14 protein-coding genes are annotated in these 21992 nt (G+C 74.3%); 9 read left to right on the top strand and 5 right to left on the bottom strand.

Features of this window, described 5'->3' with window-relative positions:
* Window position 1 precedes the first annotated feature (1 nt).
* Genes iolC through ACH34Q_RS01555 form a run of 6 tightly spaced genes read left to right on the top strand, consistent with a single transcriptional unit; the run spans window position 2 to window position 6471 of the window.
* Complete coding sequence (gene iolC / locus ACH34Q_RS01580; protein WP_395981069.1) at window positions 2-904, top strand: 5-dehydro-2-deoxygluconokinase; 903 nt, start codon at window positions 2-4, stop codon at window positions 902-904.
* The gene (gene iolB, locus ACH34Q_RS01575) at window positions 901-1773 is read left to right on the top strand and encodes a 5-deoxy-glucuronate isomerase (RefSeq protein WP_395980855.1); all 873 of its coding nucleotides are present in this window, start codon (window positions 901-903) and stop codon (window positions 1771-1773) included. Before iolC ends, iolB begins: the two co-directional genes overlap by 4 nt.
* Window positions 1770-3635: a 3D-(3,5/4)-trihydroxycyclohexane-1,2-dione acylhydrolase (decyclizing) gene (gene iolD, locus ACH34Q_RS01570; protein WP_395980854.1), complete on the top strand. Its 1866-nt coding sequence runs from the start codon at window positions 1770-1772 to the stop codon at window positions 3633-3635. The genes iolB and iolD overlap by 4 nt, the downstream gene beginning before the upstream one ends.
* A 45-nt stretch (window positions 3636-3680) precedes the next feature.
* Window positions 3681-4670: a sugar ABC transporter substrate-binding protein gene (locus ACH34Q_RS01565; RefSeq protein ID WP_395980853.1), complete on the top strand. Its 990-nt coding sequence runs from the start codon at window positions 3681-3683 to the stop codon at window positions 4668-4670.
* Window positions 4667-5701, top strand: coding sequence for an ABC transporter permease (locus ACH34Q_RS01560; RefSeq protein WP_395980852.1), 1035 nt, complete (start codon window positions 4667-4669; stop codon window positions 5699-5701). The genes ACH34Q_RS01565 and ACH34Q_RS01560 overlap by 4 nt, the downstream gene beginning before the upstream one ends.
* Complete coding sequence (locus tag ACH34Q_RS01555; protein ID WP_395980851.1) at window positions 5698-6471, top strand: ATP-binding cassette domain-containing protein; 774 nt, start codon at window positions 5698-5700, stop codon at window positions 6469-6471. Before ACH34Q_RS01560 ends, ACH34Q_RS01555 begins: the two co-directional genes overlap by 4 nt.
* On the opposite strand, the gene ACH34Q_RS01550 is transcribed toward ACH34Q_RS01555, so the two are convergent.
* From ACH34Q_RS01550 to ACH34Q_RS01530, 5 genes are all read right to left on the bottom strand, one after another.
* On the bottom strand, window positions 6472-8127 hold the full coding sequence (locus ACH34Q_RS01550; protein ID WP_395980850.1) for a serine/threonine-protein kinase: 1656 nt from the start codon (window positions 8125-8127) through the stop codon (window positions 6472-6474). It abuts the gene before it with no gap.
* A 204-nt stretch (window positions 8128-8331) separates the two neighbouring features.
* Window positions 8332-11646 carry a hypothetical protein gene (locus ACH34Q_RS01545; RefSeq protein ID WP_395980849.1) on the bottom strand — a complete coding sequence of 1105 codons (3315 nt, stop codon included), beginning with the start codon at window positions 11644-11646 and terminating at the stop codon, window positions 8332-8334.
* A 25-nt stretch (window positions 11647-11671) separates the two neighbouring features.
* Window positions 11672-14776, bottom strand: coding sequence for a chromosome partitioning protein ParA (locus tag ACH34Q_RS01540; protein ID WP_395980848.1), 3105 nt, complete (start codon window positions 14774-14776; stop codon window positions 11672-11674).
* Entirely contained in the window at window positions 14773-16062 is a 1290-nt protein-coding gene (locus ACH34Q_RS01535; RefSeq protein WP_395980847.1) for a hypothetical protein, read from the bottom strand. Before ACH34Q_RS01535 ends, ACH34Q_RS01540 begins: the two co-directional genes overlap by 4 nt.
* A complete protein-coding gene (locus ACH34Q_RS01530) occupies window positions 16059-17273 on the bottom strand; it encodes a hypothetical protein (protein WP_395980846.1) in 1215 nt (404 codons plus the stop codon). The genes ACH34Q_RS01535 and ACH34Q_RS01530 overlap by 4 nt, the downstream gene beginning before the upstream one ends.
* Window positions 17274-17603: 330 nt before the next feature.
* On the opposite strand from ACH34Q_RS01530, the gene ACH34Q_RS01525 reads away from it, so the two are divergent.
* From ACH34Q_RS01525 to ACH34Q_RS01515, 3 genes are all read left to right on the top strand, one after another.
* Entirely contained in the window at window positions 17604-20060 is a 2457-nt protein-coding gene (locus tag ACH34Q_RS01525) for a LuxR C-terminal-related transcriptional regulator (RefSeq protein ID WP_395980845.1), read from the top strand.
* A gap of 115 nt (window positions 20061-20175) precedes the next feature.
* Window positions 20176-21687, top strand: a complete 1512-nt coding sequence (locus tag ACH34Q_RS01520; RefSeq protein ID WP_395980844.1) for a class I adenylate-forming enzyme family protein — start codon at window positions 20176-20178, stop codon at window positions 21685-21687.
* 66 nt (window positions 21688-21753) lie between these two features.
* A complete protein-coding gene (locus ACH34Q_RS01515; protein ID WP_395980843.1) occupies window positions 21754-21990 on the top strand; it encodes a hypothetical protein in 237 nt (78 codons plus the stop codon).
* The last annotated feature ends 2 nt before the right edge of the window (window positions 21991-21992 follow it).

Below are 21992 nucleotides of genomic sequence, written 5' to 3'. Positions count from 1 at the left end.
CATGGGGCGGGTCAGCGTGGACGTGTACCCGCGCCAAGTGGGCGTGCCCCTGGAAGACGTCGAGACCTTCGGCAAGTACCTGGGTGGAAGCCCCACGAACGTCGCGGTCGCGGCGGCACGGTACGGGCGCCGTACGGCCGTCATCACCCGTACCGGGGACGACCCGTTCGGACGGTTCATCCACAAGGCGCTCAAGCGGTACGGGGTGGACGACCGCTACGTCACCGCCGTTCCGGGCCTGCCGACTCCGCTCGCCTTCTGCGAGATCTTCCCGCCGGACGACTTCCCGCTCTACTTCTACCGCTACCCGAAGGCGCCCGACCTGGAGATCCATCCCGAGGAGCTGGATCTGGACGCGATCCGTTCGGCCCGGATCGTGTGGGGCACGGTCACCGGACTGTCCCAGGAGCCCAGCCGCGAGGCCACGCTCCACGCCCTCGCCGCCCACCCCGGCCGTACCATCCTCGACCTCGACTACCGGCCGATGCTCTGGCCGTCCCCGGAGGACGCGCGGCACTGGACGCGGCGCGCGCTCGAGCACGCCACCGTCGCCGTCGGCAACATCGACGAGTGCGAGATGGCGACCGGCGAGCGCGAGCCGCGCGCCGCCGCCCGCGCCCTGCTCGATCTCGGCCTGGAGCTGGCCATCGTCAAGCGCGGCCCGAAGGGCGTGCTGGCCGCCACCCGCGACACCGTCGTCGAGTGCCCGCCCGTCGAGGTGGAGGTCGTCAACGGCCTCGGCGCGGGCGACGCGTTCGGCGGCGCGGTGTGCCACGGGCTGCTGGCCGGCTGGGACCTGGAACGCGTGATCACGTTCGCGGGCACCGCCGGGGCGATCGTCGCGTCCCGGCTCGCCTGCGCCGACGCCATGCCGGACACCGCCGAAGTCGAGGGGCTCCGATGAAGCACCACCTGCCCGCGGGGTCCACCGCCGACGGACCGTACGGCCTGGTCGTCACGCCCGAGTCCGCCGGCTGGTCGTACGCCGCGCTCCGCGTCCTGGAGCTGCCGGACGGCGGCGAGGCGGCGTTCGGGACGGGCGAGTTCGAGACGATCGTGCTGCCGCTCGCCGGGTCGTGCACCGTGACCTGCGACGGCGAGCGTTTCGAGCTGCGCGGGCGGCGCGACGTCTTCTCCCGCGTGACCGACTTCGCCTACGTGCCGCGCGACGCGCACGTGACGGTCAGCGGGCAGGGACGGTTCGCGCTCGCGGGCGCGCGCTGCACCCGCCGCCTCGTCCCGCGCTACGTGCCCGCCGAGGACGTCCCGGTCGAGCTGCGCGGCGCGGGGCCCGCCAGCCGGCAGGTCAACAACTTCGGTACGCCCGAGGGCTTCCCGTACGCCGACCGGCTCATCGCCTGCGAGGTCCTGACGCCCGGCGGCTGCTGGTCGTCGTATCCACCGCACAAGCACGACGAGGAGACGCCGTCCGAGGCCGTGCTGGAGGAGATTTACTACTTCGAGGTCGCGCCGGGCCCCGGCGGCCGCCCCGGGATGGCGTACCAGCAGGTGTACGGCACCGCAGAACGTCCCATCGACGTCCTGGCCGAGGTCCGGGACGGCGACGTGGTGCTCGTCCCGCACGGCTGGCACGGGCCGTCGATGGCGGTACCGGGCCACCACCTCTACTACCTCAACGTGATGGCCGGACCGTCCCCGGAACGCGCCTGGCGGATCTGCGACGACCCCGCGCACACGTGGGTCCGTGACACCTGGCTTGAGCAGCCCCTCGACGGGCGGCTGCCGCTGACTTCCCCCGAGGAGCGACGATGAGACTCACCGTCGGGCAGGCACTCGTCCGCTTCCTGGCCGTCCAGTGGTCCGAACGCGACGGCGAACGCCGCCGCTTCTTCCCGGGCTGCTTCGGCATCTTCGGGCACGGGAACGTCGCCGGGGTGGGGCAGGCACTGCTGGAGTACGGCGACGCCCTGCCGTTCTACATGGCGCGCAACGAGCAGGCGATGGTGCACACGGCCGTCGGTTACGCCCGGATGAGCGACCGCCTGGCCACGTTCGCCTGCACGACGTCGATCGGGCCGGGCGCGACCAACATGGTGACGGGCGCCGCGCTGGCGACCATCAACCGGGTGCCCGTACTGCTGCTGCCCGGCGACGTGTTCGCGACACGTACGGCCAACCCCGTGCTGCAGGAGCTGGAGGACGCGCGGTCCTACGACGTCTCCGTCAACGACTGCTTCAAGCCGGTCTCCAAGTACTGGGACCGCATCAACCGTCCCGAGCAGCTCGAATCCGCGCTGCTGGCCGCGATGCGCGTGCTGACCGACCCGGCCGAGACGGGCGCGGTGACGCTCGCGCTGCCCCAGGACGTCCAGGCCGAGGCGTACGACTGGCCCGAGGAGCTGTTCCGCGAACGGACCTGGCGGATCGCCCGCCCGCTGCCCGAGCCCGCCGCGCTCGACGAGGCCGCGGCCCTCCTCGGCGGCGCCGAACGACCGCTGATCGTCGCCGGGGGAGGCGCCATCTACTCGGGTGCGACCGGCCAGCTGCGCGCGTTCGCCGAGACGACGGGGATCCCCGTGGCCGAGACCCAGGCGGGCAAGGGCTCCCTGCCGTGGGACCACCCCTGCTCGGTCGGGGCGATCGGCGCGACCGGCACCACCGCCGCGAACGCCTTGGCGAACGAGGCCGATGTCGTGCTCGGCGTCGGGACCCGCTACAGCGACTTCACCACGGCCTCGCGCACGCTGTTCGCCCGTCCCGGCGTCCGGTTCGTCAACCTGAACGTGGCACGCCTGGACGCCGCCAAGCACGCGGGCGTCCCGCTGGTCGCCGACGCCCGCGAAGGGCTGCGGGCCCTGCACGCCGCACTCGCCGGCCACTCCGTCCCCGACGCCTACCGCGAGGAGACCCGCGTCCTGGCGGCCCGCTGGAACGCCGTCACCGACGGCGCGTACCGGCTCGGCCATGCCCCGCTGCCCGCCCAGACCGAGGTGATCGGCGCCGTGAACGAGGCGGCCGGGCCCCGCGACGTCGTGGTCTGCGCGGCCGGGTCGATGCCCGGTGACCTGCACAAGCTCTGGCGTACGGCCGACCCCAAGGGCTACCACGTGGAGTACGGCTACTCCTGCATGGGCTACGAGATCGCCGGCGGGCTCGGCGCCAAGCTGGCCGTGCTCGACTCCGAGGACCCGTCCCGCGAGGTGTTCGTGCTGGTCGGGGACGGCTCGTACCTCATGATGGCGCAGGAGCTGGCCACCGCCGTGGCCGAGGGGATCAAGCTCGTCGTGGTGCTCGTGCAGAATCACGGTTTCGCGTCGATCGGTGCGCTGTCGGAGTCGGTCGGGGCCCGCCGTTTCGGTACCCGCTACCGCGCCCGTACCCCCTCTGGCCTGGACGGGGAGACGCTTCCGATCGACCTCGCGGCCAACGCCGCGAGCCTCGGTGCCACCGTGGTACGTGCCGCTACGATCAGCGATCTACGGTCCGCGCTCGGGCGGGCCCGCACCGCGTCCACCACGACCCTCATCCACATCGAGACCGATCCGCTGGTACCCGCTCCCGACGGCGGCGCCTGGTGGGACGTCCCGGTCGCCGAGGTCTCGGCCCTGGAGTCCACCCGCGAGGCCCGCGCGCGCTACGACAAGGAGCGCGGGGCCCGGCGGCGCCACCTGTAAGTCTCAGTTCACCCAGCCCACCCCCTCGGGGAGAACGGAGCCCTCATGAGCCGCGTGAGGAAGAACCTGAAGAGCAGGGGCCTGCTGGCCCTGACGGCGGCGGGAGTGCTGGCGCTCTCGGCCTGCAGCGGTTCGGGAGGCAAGGAGTCCGAGGAGGACCCCGGCGCCAAGACCGAGCGGATCAAGGTCGCGATGGTCACCCACTCGGGCCCCGGCGACACGTTCTGGGACATCGTCCAGAAGGGCGCCAAGGCCGCCGCCGCCAAGAGCAACGTGGACTTCAGCTACTCCGCCGATCCCGACGGCGGCAAGCAGGCCCAGCTCGTCCAGGCCGAGATCGACAAGAAGGTGGACGGGATCATCGTCACCTTCGCCAAGCCGGACGCGCTCAAGGACGTCGTCGCGCGCGCCACCGCCGCCAAGATCCCGGTCGTCTCGATCAACTCCGGTGCCGACGTGTCCGCCAAGTTCGGCGCGATCGCGCACTTCGGCCAGGACGAGGCCATCGCGGGCGAGGCCGCGGGCCGCGAGCTGGCCGCGATCGGCGCGAAGCGGGCGCTGTGCGTCATCCACGAGCAGGGCAACGTGGGCCTGGAGGACCGCTGCGCCGGCGCCAAGAAGACCTTCGGCGGCGAGATGGAGAACCTCTTCGTCCAGGGCACCAACATGCCCCAGGTGAAGTCGTCGATCACCGCCAAGCTCCAGGCCGACAAGGACGTCGACGGCATCCTGACGCTCGGCGCGCCGTTCGCCGCGACCGCCGTCGACTCGGTGAAGGAGACGAGCAGCAAGGCCAAGGTCGCCACGTTCGACATGAACAAGGACCTGGTCGCCTCGATCAAGGCCGGCACCATCCAGTTCGCCGTCGACCAGCAGCCCTACCTGCAGGGGTACGGGGCGGTCGACCAGCTGTGGCTGCTGAAGAACAACGGCAACACCGTCGGCGGCGGCCGTCCCGTCCTGACCGGGCCCGCGATCGTCACCAAGGACAACGCCGCCGCCATCGAGCCGTTCGCCGTCGGAGGCACCCGGTGAGCCTGGCGGCCACCGCGGACGAGCGCGTCGCCCGGCACTCCCCGCTGCGCCGCCTGCTCGGCCGCCCCGAGCTCGGCGCGCTGCTCGGGGCGCTCGCGGTCTTCGTGTTCTTCTCGGTCGTCGCCGACGCGTTCCTGCAGGCGAGCTCGTTCTCGACGATCCTGTACGCGAGCTCGACGTTCGGCATCATGGCGGTCGGCGTCTCGCTGCTGATGATCGGCGGCGAGTTCGACCTGTCCGCCGGCGTCATGGTGACCACCTCGGCGCTGATCGCCGCGCTGATCAGCTACCAGCTCACCCTCAACGCCTGGGCCGGGGTGGCCGTCTCCCTCGCCGTCACCCTGGCGCTGGGCGCGCTGAACGGCGTCCTCTACAACAGGACCGGGCTGCCGAGCTTCATCATCACGCTCGCCACGTTCTTCATGCTGGCCGGGCTCAACCTCGGCGTCACCAAGGCCGCCACCGGCAACGTCGCCTCCGACTCGATCCGCGACATGGACGGCTTCGCCTCGGCCCGCGCCGTGTTCGCCTCCGACCTCCAGCTCGGCGGCGTCAACGTCAACATCACGGTCCTGTGGTGGCTGCTGCTGGTCGCCGCCGCCACCTGGATCCTGCTGCGCACCCGTACCGGCAACTGGATCCTCGCGGTCGGCGGCTCCTCGGCCAGCGCCCGCGCGGTCGGCGTCCCGGTCACCCGCGTCCGGATCGGCCTGTTCATGGGCGTCGCGTTCTGCGCGTGGGTCTCCGGGATGCACCTGCTGTTCGCGTTCGCCACCGTGCAGTCCGGCGAGGGCGTCGGCAACGAGTTCTTCTTCATCATCTGCGCGGTGATCGGCGGCTGCCTGCTCACCGGCGGCTACGGCTCGGCGATCGGCGCCGCGATCGGCGCGTTCATCTTCGGCATGACCAACAAGGGCATCGTGTACGCCGAGTGGAACCCCGACTGGTTCAAGTTCTTCCTCGGCGCGATGCTGCTCATCGCCACCGTGGTGAACCTGATCGTACGGCGCAGAGTGGAGCGAGGACGTTGACCCTCATCAGGCTCGCCGACGTCGGCAAGAACTACGGCAACATCATCGCCCTGCGCGGCGTCTCGCTGGAGGTGGCCCCCGGCGAGGTGGTCTGCGTCCTGGGCGACAACGGCGCGGGCAAGTCCACCCTCATCAAGATCGTCGCCGGTCTGCACCGGCACGACGCCGGGACGTTCGAGGTCGAGGGCGAGCCGGTCGCGTTCGGCTCGCCCCGCGACGCCCTGGACCGCGGCATCGCCACCGTCTACCAGGACCTCGCCGTCGTCCCCCTGATGCCCGTCTGGCGCAACTTCTTCCTCGGCTCGGAGAAGCGCCGCGGCATCGGCCGCATGGACATCCCGTTCATGCGCGAGAAGACCCGTTCCGAACTGCTGCGGATGGGCATCGACCTGCGCGACGTCGACCAGCCCATCGGCACCCTCTCGGGCGGCGAGCGCCAGTGCGTCGCCATCGCCCGCGCCGTCTACTTCGGCGCCAAGGTCCTCGTCCTGGACGAGCCCACGGCCGCCCTCGGCGTCAAGCAGGCCGGCGTCGTCCTGCGCTACATCGTCCGCGCCCGCGAGGACGGCCTCGGCGTCATCTTCATCACCCACAACCCGCACCACGCCTACCCGGTCGGCGACCGCTTCCTCGTCCTCAAGCGCGGCCGCAGCATCGGCTACCACCCCAAATCCGAGATCACCATCGCCGACCTGACCGCCCTCATGTCCGGCGGCGCCGAACTCGAGGAACTCGCCCACGAACTGGAGAACGCCGTCCCCGACGAGTGATCAGCGCCAGCCGGCCTTGGCGAGGATGCCCGCCAGGCCGGGCGTGGCCCAGAGGTCGACGACGAGGATCCGCGACTCCGGCAGGTGCCAGTGGAGTTCGAGGAAGGAGAAGCCGGTGCGGTCGGTCGGCCCGTACTCGTCGATGCCACCGCGCGTGTAGCAGGGCACGCGCCACTGGCGGAAGTTCGCCGTGCGGGGACCGATCGCCGCCGGCCGTGCCGTCTGCAGGGTGGCGCCATGACGTACGCCGACGGCGCGTAGCTCATCGCGGCCCGGGCAGCTCAGCCCCTCGTCCTGCCCGAACAGGGAGGCATAGGTGTCGCCGGTCTTGTACGGGCCGGCGATGTAGCGGGAGGGGTTGGTGAGGAAGTCCGACGCGAGGACGAAGAACCCCGGGCAATCGCTGGCATGGCCGGGCAGGACCGGTGTGTAGCCGCTCGGCATGCCGAGGCACGGCCGGCCGGAGGAGACGAAGTAGCCGTCGCCCGGTCCACTGTCGTCACCTGACCGGGGGACGGCCGGAATCCGCTGGACGCGCCAGGAGGGCGGGACGACGAGGGTGAGCCTGCCCACCGTCACGGTCTTTCCCGCCGGTGAGGCGGGCGCCGACACGGCGGCGGGACGGCGGGGCGGGTCCTCCTCCTGGGTCGCCTGGTAGACGCCCGCGCCGCCCGCCGCGGCACCCGCGACGGCCGTTCCGGCGACGACGGCCGTGGTCTTGGCGCCGAGCGTCGCGACGGCGCCCGAGGAGCCCGCCACGGCCCCGGCCGAGGCGGACGCGGAGCCCAGCCCGGCGGCGGCGAGGGGGAACAGCGCGGCCAGGGCGACGGCCGTCGCGGCCAGCGCGCGGACGCCCCGCGACTCCCAGTCGGGGCCGTAGGCGGAACGCGCGACGTCGTCCAGCTCGCCGACGAACTCGGCGGCGCTCGCGGGGCGTTCCTCAGGGGCCTTGGCCATGCCTCTGGCGATCAGGGGCCGGAGTGCCTCGGGGACCTTCTCCACGGGGACCGGTTCCGACATGTGCGCCGTGCGGAGGGCCGCCATCCCGCGCGCCGGATACGGCCGGCGCCCGGTGACGCTCTCGAAGAAGACGCAGGTGGCCGCGTACACGTCGGTGGCGGGGGAGGAAGGCTCGCGGCGCCACTGCTCAGGCGCCATGTACGGCGGAGTGCCCTCGGCGGAGGCGCTCCCGGCGGCCGTGGCGATCCCGAAGTCGATGAGCTTGCTGCGGCCGTCGGCCGGGACGATGACGTTGGCGGGCTTGTAGTCGCGGTGGACCACCCCGGCTTCATGCGCCGCGGCCAGGCCGAGCAGGGAGCCCTTGAGAACGGTCAGGGCGGCCTCGGGTCCGAGGGTCCCGTGCCGCCGGAGGATCTCCCTGAACGGGACGCCGTTCACCGCCTCCATCAGGATCGCGGTGCCGTGCTCGCTCTCGACCAGCCGGTACAGGCGCGCCACGTGCGGGTTCTCGACCCGGCCGAGCATCTTCGCCTCGTGCCGGAGCCGCTCCTGCGCCGCCTCGCCCGCGCCGGCCGGAAGGTACTTGATCGCCACCGGGGTACCGCGCGTCTCGTGCCGGGCCAGGACGACCCGGCCCTGGCCGCCCCGGCCCAGCTCGCGCACTTCCCGGAAGCCCCGTACCCGCCAGTCGGTCATCCGCCGCCCTCCGCTGTGTTTCAAAGTTCCGGCCCACGGTGCTCGCCTGGCGGCTCGCACCGTGACCGTGCCTTGTGCGAGCGCGCCATCGCTTCGCGATCTGCCCGGTGAGGCTCGCCTCCGGCGTTACCTCGCCGGCCAGGTAGCGCGCTCGCGCGGTGGCTGAGGCCACTTTGAGACAGGCCCTGGATCGTCACGGTACGGCTATTCGCGGGCGGTCAGGATGCTCCCGGCGGTGTACGCGACGTCCGGGTGCGGATGGGCGCGGAGGCCGCGGAGCACGGCGCGCCATTCTTCGGGCCAGCCCGCCTCCTCGCCGTAGTCGCGGGTGAGGGCGCAGGCGAAGAGGCCGGGGGCCAGGTCGGCGCGTGCGGCGAGGCGGACCGCATGGGGGAGCATTCGCTCTGGAGCGGGGCCGAAGTGGTCGACGGGAAGGAGGCGGGCGACCCGGTCGACCGCGAAGACGCCGCCGATGGGGCGCGCCGCCAGCGCGTCCAGGTCGGTCTCCACCCCCGGGGCCTTCCAGGGGACGGTCGCGGCGAGCAGCTCGGAGGCCAGGGGCTCGGGCAGGCGGCCGGCGAGGGCCCGGACGACCGGTTCGGAACGGGCGGGGTCGCTGCCGTGGCCGTGCCGGACGCTCCTGACCAGTTCGCCGAGGCGCTGCCAGGCGGGACGGTCGCGCTCGGCTCCGGCGTCGGGCGCGGGCACGGCTGCGGCCAGGGTCGCGGCGGCCGTCGCCAGCTCGGCCAGGCCATGGCCGGAACGGGCGCACCTGATGAGAGCGTCGAGGGCGTCTCGCCAGGTGGACGTCCCGTCCAGATCGGTGAGGCGGCCCGCGAGCAGAGCGGGCGCCCCTGGGGCCCAGGGTGCCCACAGTGAGAGCATCGGAATCGCCGCGCGGACCGCCTCCATGTCCTCGGAACGGGCGATGTCGACGATGAGCGCGGCGTAGGCGGCGCGGTGCCGGTCCTCGATCGTGACCGGGACCGTGCGGACGACCTGGAGGGCCAGCTCGCGCGGACCGCGGGCCGCCTCGTTCAGGATCTGCAGCGCGCGGGGGTCGTCGAGCAGGTCCCGTACGGCGGAGGCGATGGCCACCCGGACGTCCCGGTGCTGGCGGGGCTCCTCCCAGGCGGCGGCGACCACGGCCATCGCGTCCGGTACGCGGTTGCGCAGCAGGATCCGCAGCGCCTCCTTGCGTGCGGTGATCTTGCCGGTGGCGAGCACCGGGGCCAGCGCGCCGGGCAGGGCCGAGGGCGCCACGTACCGGGCGGCGCGGCTCGCGGCGTACATCGCCACGTGCGCGTCGTCGGAGGAGGCCAGTTCGATGAGGTGGGGGAAGACCGCCTGCGGGGACGAGCCCCAGACCGCGGCGGTCAGGGCCACCCGGCGCAGGTGCGGCTCGTCCGAGGCGAGGTAGGGGGCGAGCTCGGCGGCGCCGACGCCCGGGATCTCGCCGATGGACGCGGCGGCCCGCGCGCGGGTGTGGTCGGGGGCGCTCTCGTCGCGTGCCAGCCTGTGCAGGAGGGCGAGGTAGGAGCCGCGCTGGCGCGAGGTCCAGCGGCGCATCCAGGAGACCTCCGGGTCCGGCACGTACACCACGTCGGGATTGCGGAAGCGGCCCTTCGGCGTACGGCCGGACAGGGCCAGGTCCAGCAGATCGGTGCGTTCGCGGGCGATGACGGCGAAGACGGTGCGCAGCGCCACCGTGGAGGGATCCTTGTTCACGATGTGCTCGACGCGTTCGGCGCGGGTACCGGGCGGGGCGAGCCAGTGGTCGACGGCCCGCCGGATGTCGCCGTCGCCGGGGGCGTCGAGCGCGGCCTTGAGGGCGTCCTGGATCTCGGCGACGTGGTACGCGCGGTCCTGGAGCGCGCCGGCGAGGGCGAACGCGAGCCGGTGGTCGTGGCGGCGCGCGGCCGACTCCAGGTACGGGGCGAGCGTGCGCCCCAGGTCGTGCTCCTGGCCGCGCCGCAGCGAGCGCCCGATCAGGGGCAGCCCGAGCGAGCCCGTGGACCCGGCCAGCTTGGCGAGCGTGTCGAGGCCGAAGACCAGGAGTTCGGCGTCGTCACTGACCGCGCCCTGGCGGCAGATCCGGGTGGCGAGCTGCGTGAGCTGGTGACGGGTCGAGTACGAGCAGTCCCGGGCGTTCAGCGCGTCCTCGGTGATCTGCGCGAGCGCGGGGGCGTGCACGGGCCGCAGCAGGCTGTAGGGGACCGAGGCCAGCGCGGTGACGGCGCTCGCCCGTACCGGGTCCTGCTCGTTGCGCAGCCGGCCGAGGTCGTCCAGCAGCCGGGTGAGGACCTCGGGATCGCGGGCGCGCCCGGCGCAGCCGATGAGCAGCTCGTAGCCGATCGCGCGGTCGTCGGCGCCGGGCCGCCGCGCCACCTCGCGCAGGACGGGCAGGGCCTCGTCGTACGGGAGGTAGGCGGTGACCTCCCAGACCCGCCGCGGCCGCTCGGCCACGCGCCGCAGGCCCAGCATCCGCCGTGCCTCGCGGGCGCGGGCCCGCCAGGGAAGGACCTCCATGACGGCCGGTGCGGGCTCGGCGGTGGCCAGGTCGATCCCGGCCATCGCGGCCGTGAAGATCTCCTCGCGGCGGCTCGGCGCGAACGTCCTGAGCAGGCGCGCCAGCGTGCGGCTCTCGTCCCGGACGGCCCGCGCCACCTCGGCGGCCTCGGGCGTGCCGAGCGGTACCAGCCGGGCGCGGACCCGCCGGTGGCGGAGCAGGGCGGTCAGCCCTCGGCGGTGCCTGTCGGCGAGCATCAGCCGCAGCACCCGCGGAGTGTCGGCGTCCAGGAGCATTCCGAACCGCTTGTGCAGCGGGTACGGCAGGACGCCCGCCGGGCAGTGCCGTTCCAGCAGCCCGATGACGCGTTCGGGGGCGTGCGGGACGGCGGCGGCCACGCCGGAGCCGTGCCGCTCCCACCAGTGGGCCAGGAGCGCGTCGGGCGTCTCCGAGAGCCGGCGCTCGGCGAAGTCGAGCATCAGGCCGGGATGGGAGCGGCCGAGCGACTTCCAGCTGGAGACGGCGTGCGCCAGGCCGTCCAGCCGGGCGCGCGCCGCCGCCTCGCCGCACACGATCAGCAGCCTCGCCGCCTCCTGGTCACCCCAGCGCTCGGCGATCTCGTCGATGAGGCGCTCGGCCAGGTCGGTCCGGTGCCACCGCCTGATCGCCCGGTACGTCGCGGCCCGCAGGGCGGACGGAGCGTCCCTGAGCGGCTCCTCGAAGTGCTCGTACGGCAGGCCGAGCCGGACGGCCCAGTCCGTCGCGGCGAGCGCCAGGTCGGCCGCCGGATCGCGCATCGCCCGCGCGATGTGCGCGAGGGACGCCTCGTCCCGTACGGCGGCCGCGACGAACAGCGCCAGCGAGCGCTCGTAGTGGCCGCGCTCGCCGAGCTCGTCCAGCAGGTCGCGCAGCTCCGGCTCGCCCGCGTACCGGCGCAGGTCCGCGAGGTGGCGGCAGCGGGCCGCGTACGTGAGCGGCTCGATCGTCTTCAGCAGAGCTGTGGCGCGCATGCCGCGCATCCTTCCGGATCAGCGATCAAGATTCATCCGGAATATCCGGCCGGGCGGCGGTGATCTGGGCGGCCAGCCGCCGGACGCGCGCCTCGTGCCGGTCGTAGCCGACCACGACCGGGGGCTCGTTGTACGGCATCGTGTCGGACGAGCGCCGCAGCTTGACGTACTGCCCGCACGCGTCGATCGCGTACGGCTCCATGTCGTCCTGCAGCGCGCCGATCACCGTGATGCCGTGCGTCTCGCCGATCTTCCGGAACAGCGAGACGGCCTCCTTGCGGTGCTCCTTGCCGAGGTTGCGGCCCAGCTCGTCCAGGACCAGGCACAGCTTGCCGCCGCCCGAGCTGGCCAGCGCGGCGGCGCACACCAGCTTGACCGCCTTCTCGTCCATGAGCGCGGTGTTGGCCCGCCGGTTGTACGGCACGTACCGCTGCCCGTCCGAGCGCCGCCACTTGGGCGTGACCCGCCAGCGCCACTCCTGCTCGGGATCGCCGGGCGGCTCGGGCGTGGGGAACTCCAGCGTCGCGCCGTAGCCGCCGTACGTCACGTCCAGCTTCTCGAACTCCTCGGCCACGCGCTGGAGCCGCGCCCGGATCGCGGCGGTCAGCGCCGTCCGGTGCGCCTCGGCCGCGCCCGCCGCCTCGGTGGCGCCCTTCTGCGCCTTGTCCAGGTCGGCGCGGCGGCCCGACATCTGCACCTCGATCTGCCGCCGCTGGTGCCGCTCGTAGTCCTCCTGCTGGCGCAGGTAGGCCTCCAGGGCCTTGAGCAGGCGGGGGAACGTGGACTGCTCGCGCTCGGTACGCCGTCCTTCGCCGTCGGTACGCTCGCGCAGCAGGAAACGGACCTCCTCGGGCATGTCCTCGTCGGCGGGCCCGTCCGGGAACACCCGGCGCAGGCCCTCCGACAGGTGCTTCTCCGCGCTCTGCCACCACTCGTCCGGTGTCCAGGTGCGCTCGTCCTCGCCCAGCGTCGCCAGCCACTCGGCGGCGGCGTCGCGGGACGCGCCCCACTCCTTCTCCAGCTCCTCCAGGCCGAGCGCGGCGCGCCGGTCGGCCAGCTCGGCGACCTTGGCGCGGATCCGGTCGCGGTCGCGCTCGTGCGCCTCGCGCCGGCCGCGCAGCCGGTCCACTTCCAGGGCACGGGTGTCGGCCCTGGCCTGCAGCCGGCGCAGCGTCTGCTCGGCGGCGCCCAGCCGCGGACCCAGCCGGGACTCGCTGCCGGCCAGCTCCTCCAGCCGCTCGCGCAGCCCGGCCATCCGCTCCCGTACGTTCTCCAGCTCGGCCGCCGCCCGCGCCGCCGTCAGCCGCCGCCCGGCCAGTGCCACATCGGATGCGGCGTCGGCGGCCCGCTGCCTGGTCTCCTCCAGGGACTCCGTGGCGGCCTCCAGCGCGGCGCGGGCCGCCTGAACGCGCGCCACCCGCCCGGTGACGGGCTCGGGGAAGCCGCTGATGATCACGACGCCGGTGCCGTCGCCGCCTTCCAGCGCGGCGAAGAACCGGGCCAGCGGCAGGACGCAGCGCACCCCGTCCGGATGCCCTTCGACGTCGCCCCCGTCGGGGCGCAGCTCTCCGTCCGCCGGAACGATCATCGAGCCGGGCAGCGCGTGCAGGGCCTTGGCCGCACCCGGCAGGTCGTCCGGGCCGACCACCACGGCCTCGCGGTACGGCCACAGCGCCGCCTCCCAGCGCTCCCGGACGTCCGCCGTCATCTCGACCGCGTCCAGCAGGCCCACCGCCGCGATCCCGGCACCGGCCAGCGCGCGGATCTGCGCCGGGGCGCTGCTCTCGCCCGCCTCGGCCTCGGCCAGCGTGCGCTCGGCCCGGGCCACGGTGCCCTTGGCCATCCCGAACTCCTGCTGCGCCTCGTCCCGGCGCCCCTCCGCCTCGGCCAGCTCCCGTCCCGCCGCCTCGGCGTCGCGCCCGTCGGCCTCGCGGAGCCGTTCCTCCAGGGCCGACACCTGCCGGCGCAGCTCCTCCAGCCGGTTGCGGGCCACCGCCTTGTCCGCGCCCAGCTCGTCGGCCTGCCCCTTGAGCTCGGCCAGCGCCGCCCCGGCCTCGCCCAGCTGCGCCTCGAGGGCACCGCCGGTCAGCTGCTCGATCTCCTTGCCGGCCGCCTTCACGGCCGCCGCGATCTCCTCGTTCTCGGCGTGCAGCCGCTCCTGCTCGGCGGCGTGCGACCCGTCCGCGCGCGCCGCGTCCACCAGCAGCCGCGCCTGCCGCGTGTGCCAGAACCGCAGCGACGCCGCCACCTCGTCGCGCGCCCGGTCGCGCCGGTCGAACGTCTTCAGCAGCGCCGCCGCCTCTCGCTCCCACCCGGCCAGCCGCTCGGCCGCCTCCGCCGCCCGCGCCCGCTCGCGGTGCTCCTCCGCCCGCGAGGTGCGCTCGGCCTCCAGCTCCCGGTCCAGGCCGGTCAGCGCGGCGATCGCGCTGAAGATGCGTTCCGGCGTGATCTCGTTCAGCGGCTGGGACAGCAGGTTCGTCGCGACCTTGGACCGTACCGACGTCGACAGGAACGACACGCACCTGACCCGCCCGCCGTACAGGACCCGGCTCAGGTCCTTGGCCACCAGGTCGCGGCGGCCCGCGCTGCGCGGCAGCCCCGCCCACATCCGGTCGGCCAGCGCCACCCGCTCGGCCTCCGACGGCGCCGCCGCCAGATGGACGCCGTGCCGCCAGCGGATCTCCAGATGCGGCGCGTCCACGTTCACCCGCAGCCACACCGTCAGCGCCGTCTCGCTCTCGCCCTCGGCGTCCACCGCGTCCTGCTCGTCGAAGACACCGACGATGTAGCCGTGGCCCGCGCTGGCCCACTGGCTGTCGCCCTGCGCCGCCAGTTCGGCGTTGAACAGCAGCTCCGCCACCGCCCGCGCGCCCGAGGCGAACCGCCACTGCTCGTCGCCCAGCAGCGCGGTGATCGCCGCGATGAACGACGACTTGCCCGCCCCGTTGGAGTCCTTGGGCCCCTGCCCGGCGACCACGATCAGCGTCCCCGGAACGGTCGGCACCGGATGCGTCGACAGCCGGGAGATGTTCACCGCCTGGACCGCGACCAGCGTGCGGTCACCGACGATGTTCTCCCCGCCGGCACCCCCGGCGGGCCCCGGCACCAGCGGCTCCAGAACAGCGGTCATGCGGTCTCCCCCTGTGCGTCCTGCATGTTCTCGCGGCCGCGGCGGCGGGCCCGGATCGCCGCGGCCAGCGGCGACCCCGGCCCGGCGGCCAGGATCAGCTCCTCCTGCAGGCGGCGCCGCGCGGTGGGCGTGAGCCGCTGGAACTGCGGCCCCGGCACGAACCCGCCCGCCTCGTCGCCGCCCGCCTTCACCTGCGCCACCAGCCCGGCCGTCCGCAGCCGGCGCAGCGACGCCTCCAGCTCCCCGACCGGCAGCTGCGAGCGGCGCCGCAGCTCCTCCAGCGGCGCCGGGAACGTCGACATCCACGAGTCGTCGGCCAGCAGCCCCGCCGCGCGCGGGATCGCCACCGCATGGATGAGCACCAGCACCAGCGCGGCGCGGTCGCCCGTGGACGGCACGCAGTCCGGATCGGCGCCCAGCTCGGCGGTCACGTCGTCGCGGTAGCCGGAGAGCCATTCCTTGGGACCGGTACGGATCAGCGTGCGGCCGCCCAGCCGCAGCATCTCCTCGACCGTGCGGCGCAGCGCAGGCTCCCGCAGCGCCGTGAACCGCACCTCGGGAACCGGATCCGCCGCGTACTCCACGGCCATGTACGCCGCGACCAGCTCCGCCCGCCGCCTCTCGTCGTACGACCGGAGCACTGATTCGTGTTTCCCGTTCACCTCCAGGGCGCCGAGAAGCCGCCGCCTTCCCTCGTCACTCCGGTCGCTCGTTCCTCGCTCCCTGCGCTCCTCAGTCCAGGCGACGGCGCGCCCTTCCGGCTCACTCGGAACGCCCCCCGGCTGGGGGAGGCGGCGGAGGAGGTCGCGGAGGGAGCCGAGGGTCTCCTCGCGCCAGAGGGAGACGCGGGGGCCCGGACGGACCGTACCGGCGTCCTCGTCCAGGATCAGCCAGCCGGTGTCGGACAGCCGGCGCAGCTCGCCGGTCGCCCAGCGGCGCGCCAGCTCGGGGTCGCCGCGCGACATCCCGGCGTACACCTCCAGTACGGCGGCGACCGCGGCCGGGTCGCCGGGCCAGGGCGAGTCGTCGGGCCGGGTCCAGCAGCAGCGCAGCGCCGCGGCCAGGACGCGCCGGGCCTGGCCGGTACGGTCCAGCGGCATCGGCGCGACCTCGTACTCCTCCAGGACCGCCGGGGTCGCCGCGTCGGGCCATGAGGGCAGCAGCCAGACGCGCTCGCCGTCGGACGCGCCGGTCATGCCGGCCGGCATCGGCTCGGAGACCGGGACCGACGGGATGCCCAGGACGCGGGCTCGCGCGCGTGCCATGATCTCGGGATCGAGGGTCATGGGCCCGTCCTCTCGAAGACGCCCGGCGTCATCCAGGAGGGGACACCGCCGGGACGCGCGGCCAGGCCGTCCGACCACACGAGCCGGTAGGGCAGCTCGGGATGCAGGTGGGCCGAGGACAGGTCGGCGAGCAGGCGGCGGGCCGCCACCCAGTCCTGGTCCAGCAGATCCTCGATCGCGACCCGGTCACGGCCGCGCAGGACGTGCTCGGCGACGGTCTGCAGGCGTTCGAGGGCCGTGGCGTCACCGCCCGTCTCGTCCGACAGGCCGGTGTCGGGTACGGAGGCGCGCGGCGGGGCGGGACGCGGGGGAGTGGTGCGCGGGCCGTCCTCGACGGCGGTGACCACGGCGGACGGCTCGTGCCAGGGCGCCGCCGCGTCGAACACGAAGCCGTCCAGCACGCCGGCAAGGTCCTCGCGCGACGCCGTACGGGCGAAGGTCCGCCAGGTCTCGGGCGGCAGCAGAGTCAGGTTGCGGGTCATCCCCGCCGAGTCCGACAGCCGCGCGGCCGCCCGGCGCGAGGCGTCGCCATAGGCGTAGATGGCCGCCCGCAGGTCGGTGCAGGCGTGGTCGAGCTCGGGCCAGCGCCGCAGGATCGCGCCGTGCAGCCGTTCGGCGCGCAGCAGGATCTCCTCGGTGCCCCACAGCTTGGGCGCCTGCTCGCGCAGCTCCTCGATCGTGCCGTTCGCCAGCGTGAGCAGCTCCACGCTCCAGAGGCGGAACGCCCGGGCCAGGCCCTCGGCGCCGGCCCGCGCCTGCGCGGCCGTCATCCGCGGGTCGGCCACGTTCAGCTGCTCCAGGGCCAGCAGGCGGTGCATCTCGCTCTGCCCGCCGTCCAGCATCATCCGGCGGACGAACATCAGCCCGACGACGCTCGTGAACGAGGCGCGGTAGCGCAGCTGGTTGGGCTTGGGGAACACCTCGCGGATCGCGCCGAGGCCCTTGAGCACGCGCAGCCGGTTCTCGAAGACCTCGGCCGGGTACCGGCGGCACACGTACCGCATCTGCTCGCGGCTCAGCCCCTCCTCGCCCGCGTCGGCGAACGCGGCCAGCAGCGTCTCCGCGACGTCCACCAGCTCGGGATCGTCCACCACGGCCCCGCTGTCGCGCGCCAGCGCGGCGAACATCTGCCGGTAGACGCCGAGCACCGCCTCGCCGACGAGGACGTCGTCGAGGCTCGGACCGGCCGCGTTCTCGGAGGTGGGGGACACGGCGCACTACGGTACGGCCACCTGGGCCCAAGGCGGGAATCGGAGTGCGGATGGCGTGTTCTTCGTGGCCTTCCGGACCGTTGACGGCCGGTACCGGAGGGTGATGGGGTCAAGGCTGGAGTCAGGGGGCGTGCGGTCCGTGGCCGGCGGCGGCCGCCAAAAGTCGGACGTTGCGGGCGCGGCGGTGTCACACTGACCGCGAGCACAGGGACGCGAGCACGGTGAACACGGGGAACACGAGCACAGACCGCACGGGAGCTGCGGGCCGGACCATCGGACACTTGTGGGCACATGACCTCGGTGAAAAGCGCTGTGAAGACCAACCTGCCCATGGAGCCGAACCCCTTCGTCGGGCGCGAGCGCGACGTGGGGGATCTGCGGCTCCTCCTGGAGAGCATGCGCGCCGTGACGCTGTGCGGGGCGGGCGGGATCGGCAAGACGCGGCTGGCCGTGCACGTCGCCCGGACGGTGAGCGACGCCTACGCCGACGGGGTGTGGCTGGCCGAGCTGGGCGACCTGCCGGCGGACGGGCCGCCCGATCCGGTGGCCCGGCGGATCGCCGCGGTGCTCGGGGTGGCCGCTGAAGAGGGGCGGCCGCTGCCCGACACCTTGGCCGACGCGCTGCGCGGCAGGGAGACGCTGCTCGTCCTGGACAACTGCGAGCACCTGGTCGGTGACTGCGCCGACCTGACCGGGATGCTGCTGGCCCGCTGCCCGGGGCTGCGGCTGCTGGCCACCAGCCGCGAGCCGCTGCGGATGGCCGGCGAGAACGTCTGGCGCGTACCGCCGCTGGAGCCGCGCGAGGCCGCGCTGCTGTTCGAGGAGCGTGCGCGGGCGGCCCGTCCCGGCTTCACCGGCGGCGCCGCCGTCGAGCGGATCAGCCGGGCCCTGGACGGCGTGCCGCTGGCTCTGGAGCTGGCGGCGGCGCGGGTGGCGGTGCTGTCGGTGGACCAGATCGCGCACCGGCTCGCCGACCGCTTCCGGCTGCTGAACGCCGGCGACCGCACGGCCCCGCCCCGGCAGCGGACGCTGCGCGCGGCGATCGACTGGAGCCACGAGCTGCTCGGCGAGGAGGAGCGGATCCTGCTGCGCCGGCTGTCGGTGTTCGCCGGCTGGACGCTGGAGCAGGCCGAGGTGGTGTGCGCCGACGAGGTGCTCGGCGCGGACGAGGTCCTCGACCTGCTCACCGCGCTGGTCGACAAGTCGCTGGTCGTGGTGGGCGGCGAGGTCGCCGGCGAGGTGCGGTTCCGGATGCTCGACAGCATCCGCCGGTACGCGGCCGAGCGGCTGGACGCGGTCGGCGAGGGCGCGGCGCTGCGCGACCGGCACCGCGACGCGCTGCTCGAACTGGCCGAACGGCACGGCGAGATCGGCATCGCCGAGCGCCCGGCGTCGTGGGCGGCCCGGGTCGACCTGTTCAGCCGGTACGACGCCGAGACCGGCAACGCGCGGGGCGCGCTGGCGTGGTCGCTGGAGCACGGCGACATCGAGGAGGGCCTGCGCATCTGCACGGCGCTGCGGACGTACTGGATCGTGCGCGGGCAGGCGGCCGAGTGGGCGGAGTGGACCGACCGGTTCCTGGCGCGCGGCGACGGCCTGCCCGCCTCGGTGCGCGGGCCAGCGCTGGCCGGCCGGGCGCAGATCGCCGTCGGCGCCCGCGACTTCGTCCAGGCGGGCGCGTTCGCCGCGGCGGCGCTCGGCCCGTGCCGGGAGGCCGGGGACGCGTTCATGGCCGCGACCGCGCTGGTCACGCTGGCCGAGGCGCACACTCACGCGGGCCGTTCCGCCGAGGCCGCGGCGCGGCTGGACGAGGCCGACGCGATCACCGCCGAGCCCGGCCAGGAGTGGAACCGGGCGTACGCGGCGATCGCGCGCGGCTACCTGCGGATCCGGCAGGACCGGCTGCGCGAGGCCAGGGAGCTGCTGGAGGCGGGGCTGGCGACGATGCGCGGCATCGGGCAGCTGTGGGGCGCCGCGCACGCGCTGATCGGGCTGGGCCGGCTGGCCGAGTCGCGCGGCGACCTGCCCGCCGCACGCGCCCACTACGGCGAGGCGCTGCCGATCCTGCGCGAGATCGGGGCGCGGCCGGAGATCGCGCGGGCGCTGGCCGGGAGGGGCCGGGTCGCGCTGGGCCTGGACGATCCGGCGGCGGCGCGCGAGGCGCTGACCGAGAGCCTCGGGCTGAGCCGTTCCACCGGCATCCGGCTCGATGTGGCTCGCGCGCTGGACACCTTCGCCGGGCTGGTCGCGCGCGAGGGCGATCCGAGGCGCGCGCTGCTGATCGGCGGCGCGGCCGCGGCGCTGCGGGACGCGGTGCTGGAGTCGGCCGGGCGGCGGCCGGACGGCGGTGCCCGGTTCGAGCGGACGCTGGAGCCGATCCGGCGGCAGCTGGGCGAGCCCCTGGTGGCCCAGCTGTGGGGCCAGGGCCGGACCATGCCGCTGGACGACGCGGTGTCCGCGGCACTGCGCGCGCCGGAGCCGGGACGGGAGGCCGAGCCGGAGCAGGAGGCCGCGGTGCCCGTTCCGCGTTCGGGATCCCAGCGGGGCCGCTCGGCGGCGGTGGCGGCCCCGGTGACACCGCCGGGCACGCTGACGGCGCGCGAACGGGAGATCGCGCTGCTGGTCGCGCGCGGCCTGAGCAACCGGGGCATCGCCGACGAGCTGGTGATCAGCCCGGCCACCGTGGCACGGCACGTCACCAACATCCTGTCCAAGCTCGGCTTCGGCTCGCGCGCCCAGGTCGCCGCCTGGGCGGTCGACCACCTCGGCGACGGCCCCCGTGCATGACCATGTGTACACAGGGCGGCACGTCCGGGCACGGTATTGGCGGGCCGTCGAATACAACCCCGGATCCACACTCCGGCGCATGCGCCGATCCGCGTCCGGGCCCTAGCTTCGGGCCATGATTGCGAGCGGCGGCGTCGACGGCACGGACCCTCTGGCGGCCTTCCCGGCGGTGACGGTGACCGAGGCCGTCATCGCGGCGCCGAACGCGGACCCCGCCCGGCCGGCGGTGGTGGACGCGGTGTCCGGGCGCGCGCTCACGCATGGCGAGCTGGCGGACGAGGTCATGGCCGCCGCCGCGAGCCTGGCCGCCCAGGACGTACGGCCGGGGACGGTGGTGGGGGTGCATCTGGCGGACGGCCCCGACTTCGCCGTCGCGCTGCACGCGGTCATCGCCGCCGGCGCGATCCCGCTGCCACTGCGGGTGTCGGCCCCGGCGGTCGAGCTCGCCCGGCTGCTGCGCACCTCAGAGGCGGAACTGCTCATCACCTCGCCGCCGCTCCTGGACATCGCGCGCGACGCCGCCGGATCGGCCGGGACCGGACGGCTCGTGTGCTTCGGCGACGCGTTCCCCGGCCCGCCCGCCACGGGAGCCAAGCCCCTTCCCAAGCCCGCCTCACCGGGCTCGCGAGCGCTGCTCGCCTGCTCGCGCGGTACGACCAGGCCCGCCCGGATCGTCCCGCTCGCCCATGCCGAGTTGGTCGCCGGGCTGGTCAGGATCGCCGACTCCGGGATGATCGGCCGGGACGACACCGTGCTGTCCGCGCTGCCGTTCACCGGCATGCTCGTCCTCAACGGCGTGCTCAACCCCGCGCTGCGGCTCGGCGCCACCGTCGTCGCGAACCCGGGCGCCGGCCGCCATGACCTGCTGCGCGCCGTACAGGACCACCAGGTCACGGTCGCGTTGCTGACGCCCCGCCTGGTGGAGATGCTCGCGTACGACCGGGTCGTGCCGCGCTACGCGCTGCGCCCGCTTCGTTCGGTCGTCTGCGTCGGCGGGCCGCTGGCGGCCGAGACCGCGCGCGCCTGCGCCGCCCGGCTCGGCTGTACGGTCCGGCAGGCGTACGGCCTGACCGAGGCCGCCGGGCTCACCCACCTCAACCTGCGCGCCGCCGAGGAGGGCACGCTCGACTCGGTCGGGCGCGGCCTGCCGGGCGTGGCCTGGCGGGTCGTGGACGCCACGACCGGCATCGAGCAGCCCTCCTACCAGCCGGGCGAGCTGTGCGTCCGGCTCCCGGCGACGGGCACCTCCAGGCCCGGCCCGGTCCGGTGGTCGGCCACCGGCGACGCCGCGTTCCGCGACGACCACGGCCGTGCCTACATCCTCGGCCGGCTCGGTGAGGGCCGGCCCGAGCCGCCCGCCGAGCCCGAGACGGTGCTCGCGGCCCATCCGGCGGTACGGGACGCGGTGGTCGCCCCCGCGCCCGATCCGGAGCTCGGACTGGTGCCCTACGCGTTCGCCGTGCTGTCCGAGCCGATCGACGTGGACGACCTCCTCGACTACGTCAACGACCATGTGCCGCCCTATCGGGGCGTGGTCGCCGTGCACGTCGTCGACGTCATCCCGCGTTCCGGCGACGGGCAGGTACTGCGGCGCGCCCTGTTGGCAAGGGCCGGCTTTCCCCAGTGAGCTACATACCTGTCTACATACATCTTCGGATGTGACGGGGCGGGCACGAGGCGTACGGTCGGGGCCATGTTCGACGGAAACTCCGGCCGCCTGGCCGTTTCCGACTCGACGGTCACCGAGGCCGTACTGGGCGCCGCGCGCAGGAACGCCCTGAGGTGCGCGGGCCGTCCCGCCATGGTCGGCCCAGGCCGCAAGCTCGGCTACTCACGCTTCTCGGTGGTCGTCCCCGCCGCCGCCGCGGGACTGTCCCGGCACGGGATCCGCCCCGGCGATGTCGGCGCGATCCACCTCGCGGACGCCTGAGA

Origin of the sequence: Actinomadura sp. 9N407 (assembly GCF_044326315.1) — a bacterium.
Taxonomy (GTDB): Bacteria; Actinomycetota; Actinomycetes; order Streptosporangiales; family Streptosporangiaceae; genus Spirillospora.
This window is presented reverse-complemented; position numbering and strand designations above follow the sequence as displayed.

Excerpts from the sequence above, each read along its gene's own strand:
- iolC (WP_395981069.1), top strand. The coding sequence starts at position 2 with ATGGGGCGGGTCAGCGTGGACGTGTACCCGCGCCAAGTGGGCGTGCCC.
- iolB (WP_395980855.1), top strand. The coding sequence starts at position 901 with ATGAAGCACCACCTGCCCGCGGGGTCCACCGCCGACGGACCGTACGGC.
- iolD (WP_395980854.1), top strand. The coding sequence starts at position 1,770 with ATGAGACTCACCGTCGGGCAGGCACTCGTCCGCTTCCTGGCCGTCCAG.
- ACH34Q_RS01565 (WP_395980853.1), top strand. The coding sequence starts at position 3,681 with ATGAGCCGCGTGAGGAAGAACCTGAAGAGCAGGGGCCTGCTGGCCCTG.
- ACH34Q_RS01550 (WP_395980850.1), bottom strand. The coding sequence starts at position 8,127 with ATGACCGACTGGCGGGTACGGGGCTTCCGGGAAGTGCGCGAGCTGGGC.
- ACH34Q_RS01545 (WP_395980849.1), bottom strand. The coding sequence starts at position 11,646 with ATGCGCGCCACAGCTCTGCTGAAGACGATCGAGCCGCTCACGTACGCG.
- ACH34Q_RS01540 (WP_395980848.1), bottom strand. The coding sequence starts at position 14,776 with ATGACCGCTGTTCTGGAGCCGCTGGTGCCGGGGCCCGCCGGGGGTGCC.
- ACH34Q_RS01535 (WP_395980847.1), bottom strand. The coding sequence starts at position 16,062 with ATGACCCTCGATCCCGAGATCATGGCACGCGCGCGAGCCCGCGTCCTG.
- ACH34Q_RS01525 (WP_395980845.1), top strand. The coding sequence starts at position 17,604 with ATGGAGCCGAACCCCTTCGTCGGGCGCGAGCGCGACGTGGGGGATCTG.
- ACH34Q_RS01520 (WP_395980844.1), top strand. The coding sequence starts at position 20,176 with ATGATTGCGAGCGGCGGCGTCGACGGCACGGACCCTCTGGCGGCCTTC.
- ACH34Q_RS01515 (WP_395980843.1), top strand. The coding sequence starts at position 21,754 with ATGTTCGACGGAAACTCCGGCCGCCTGGCCGTTTCCGACTCGACGGTC.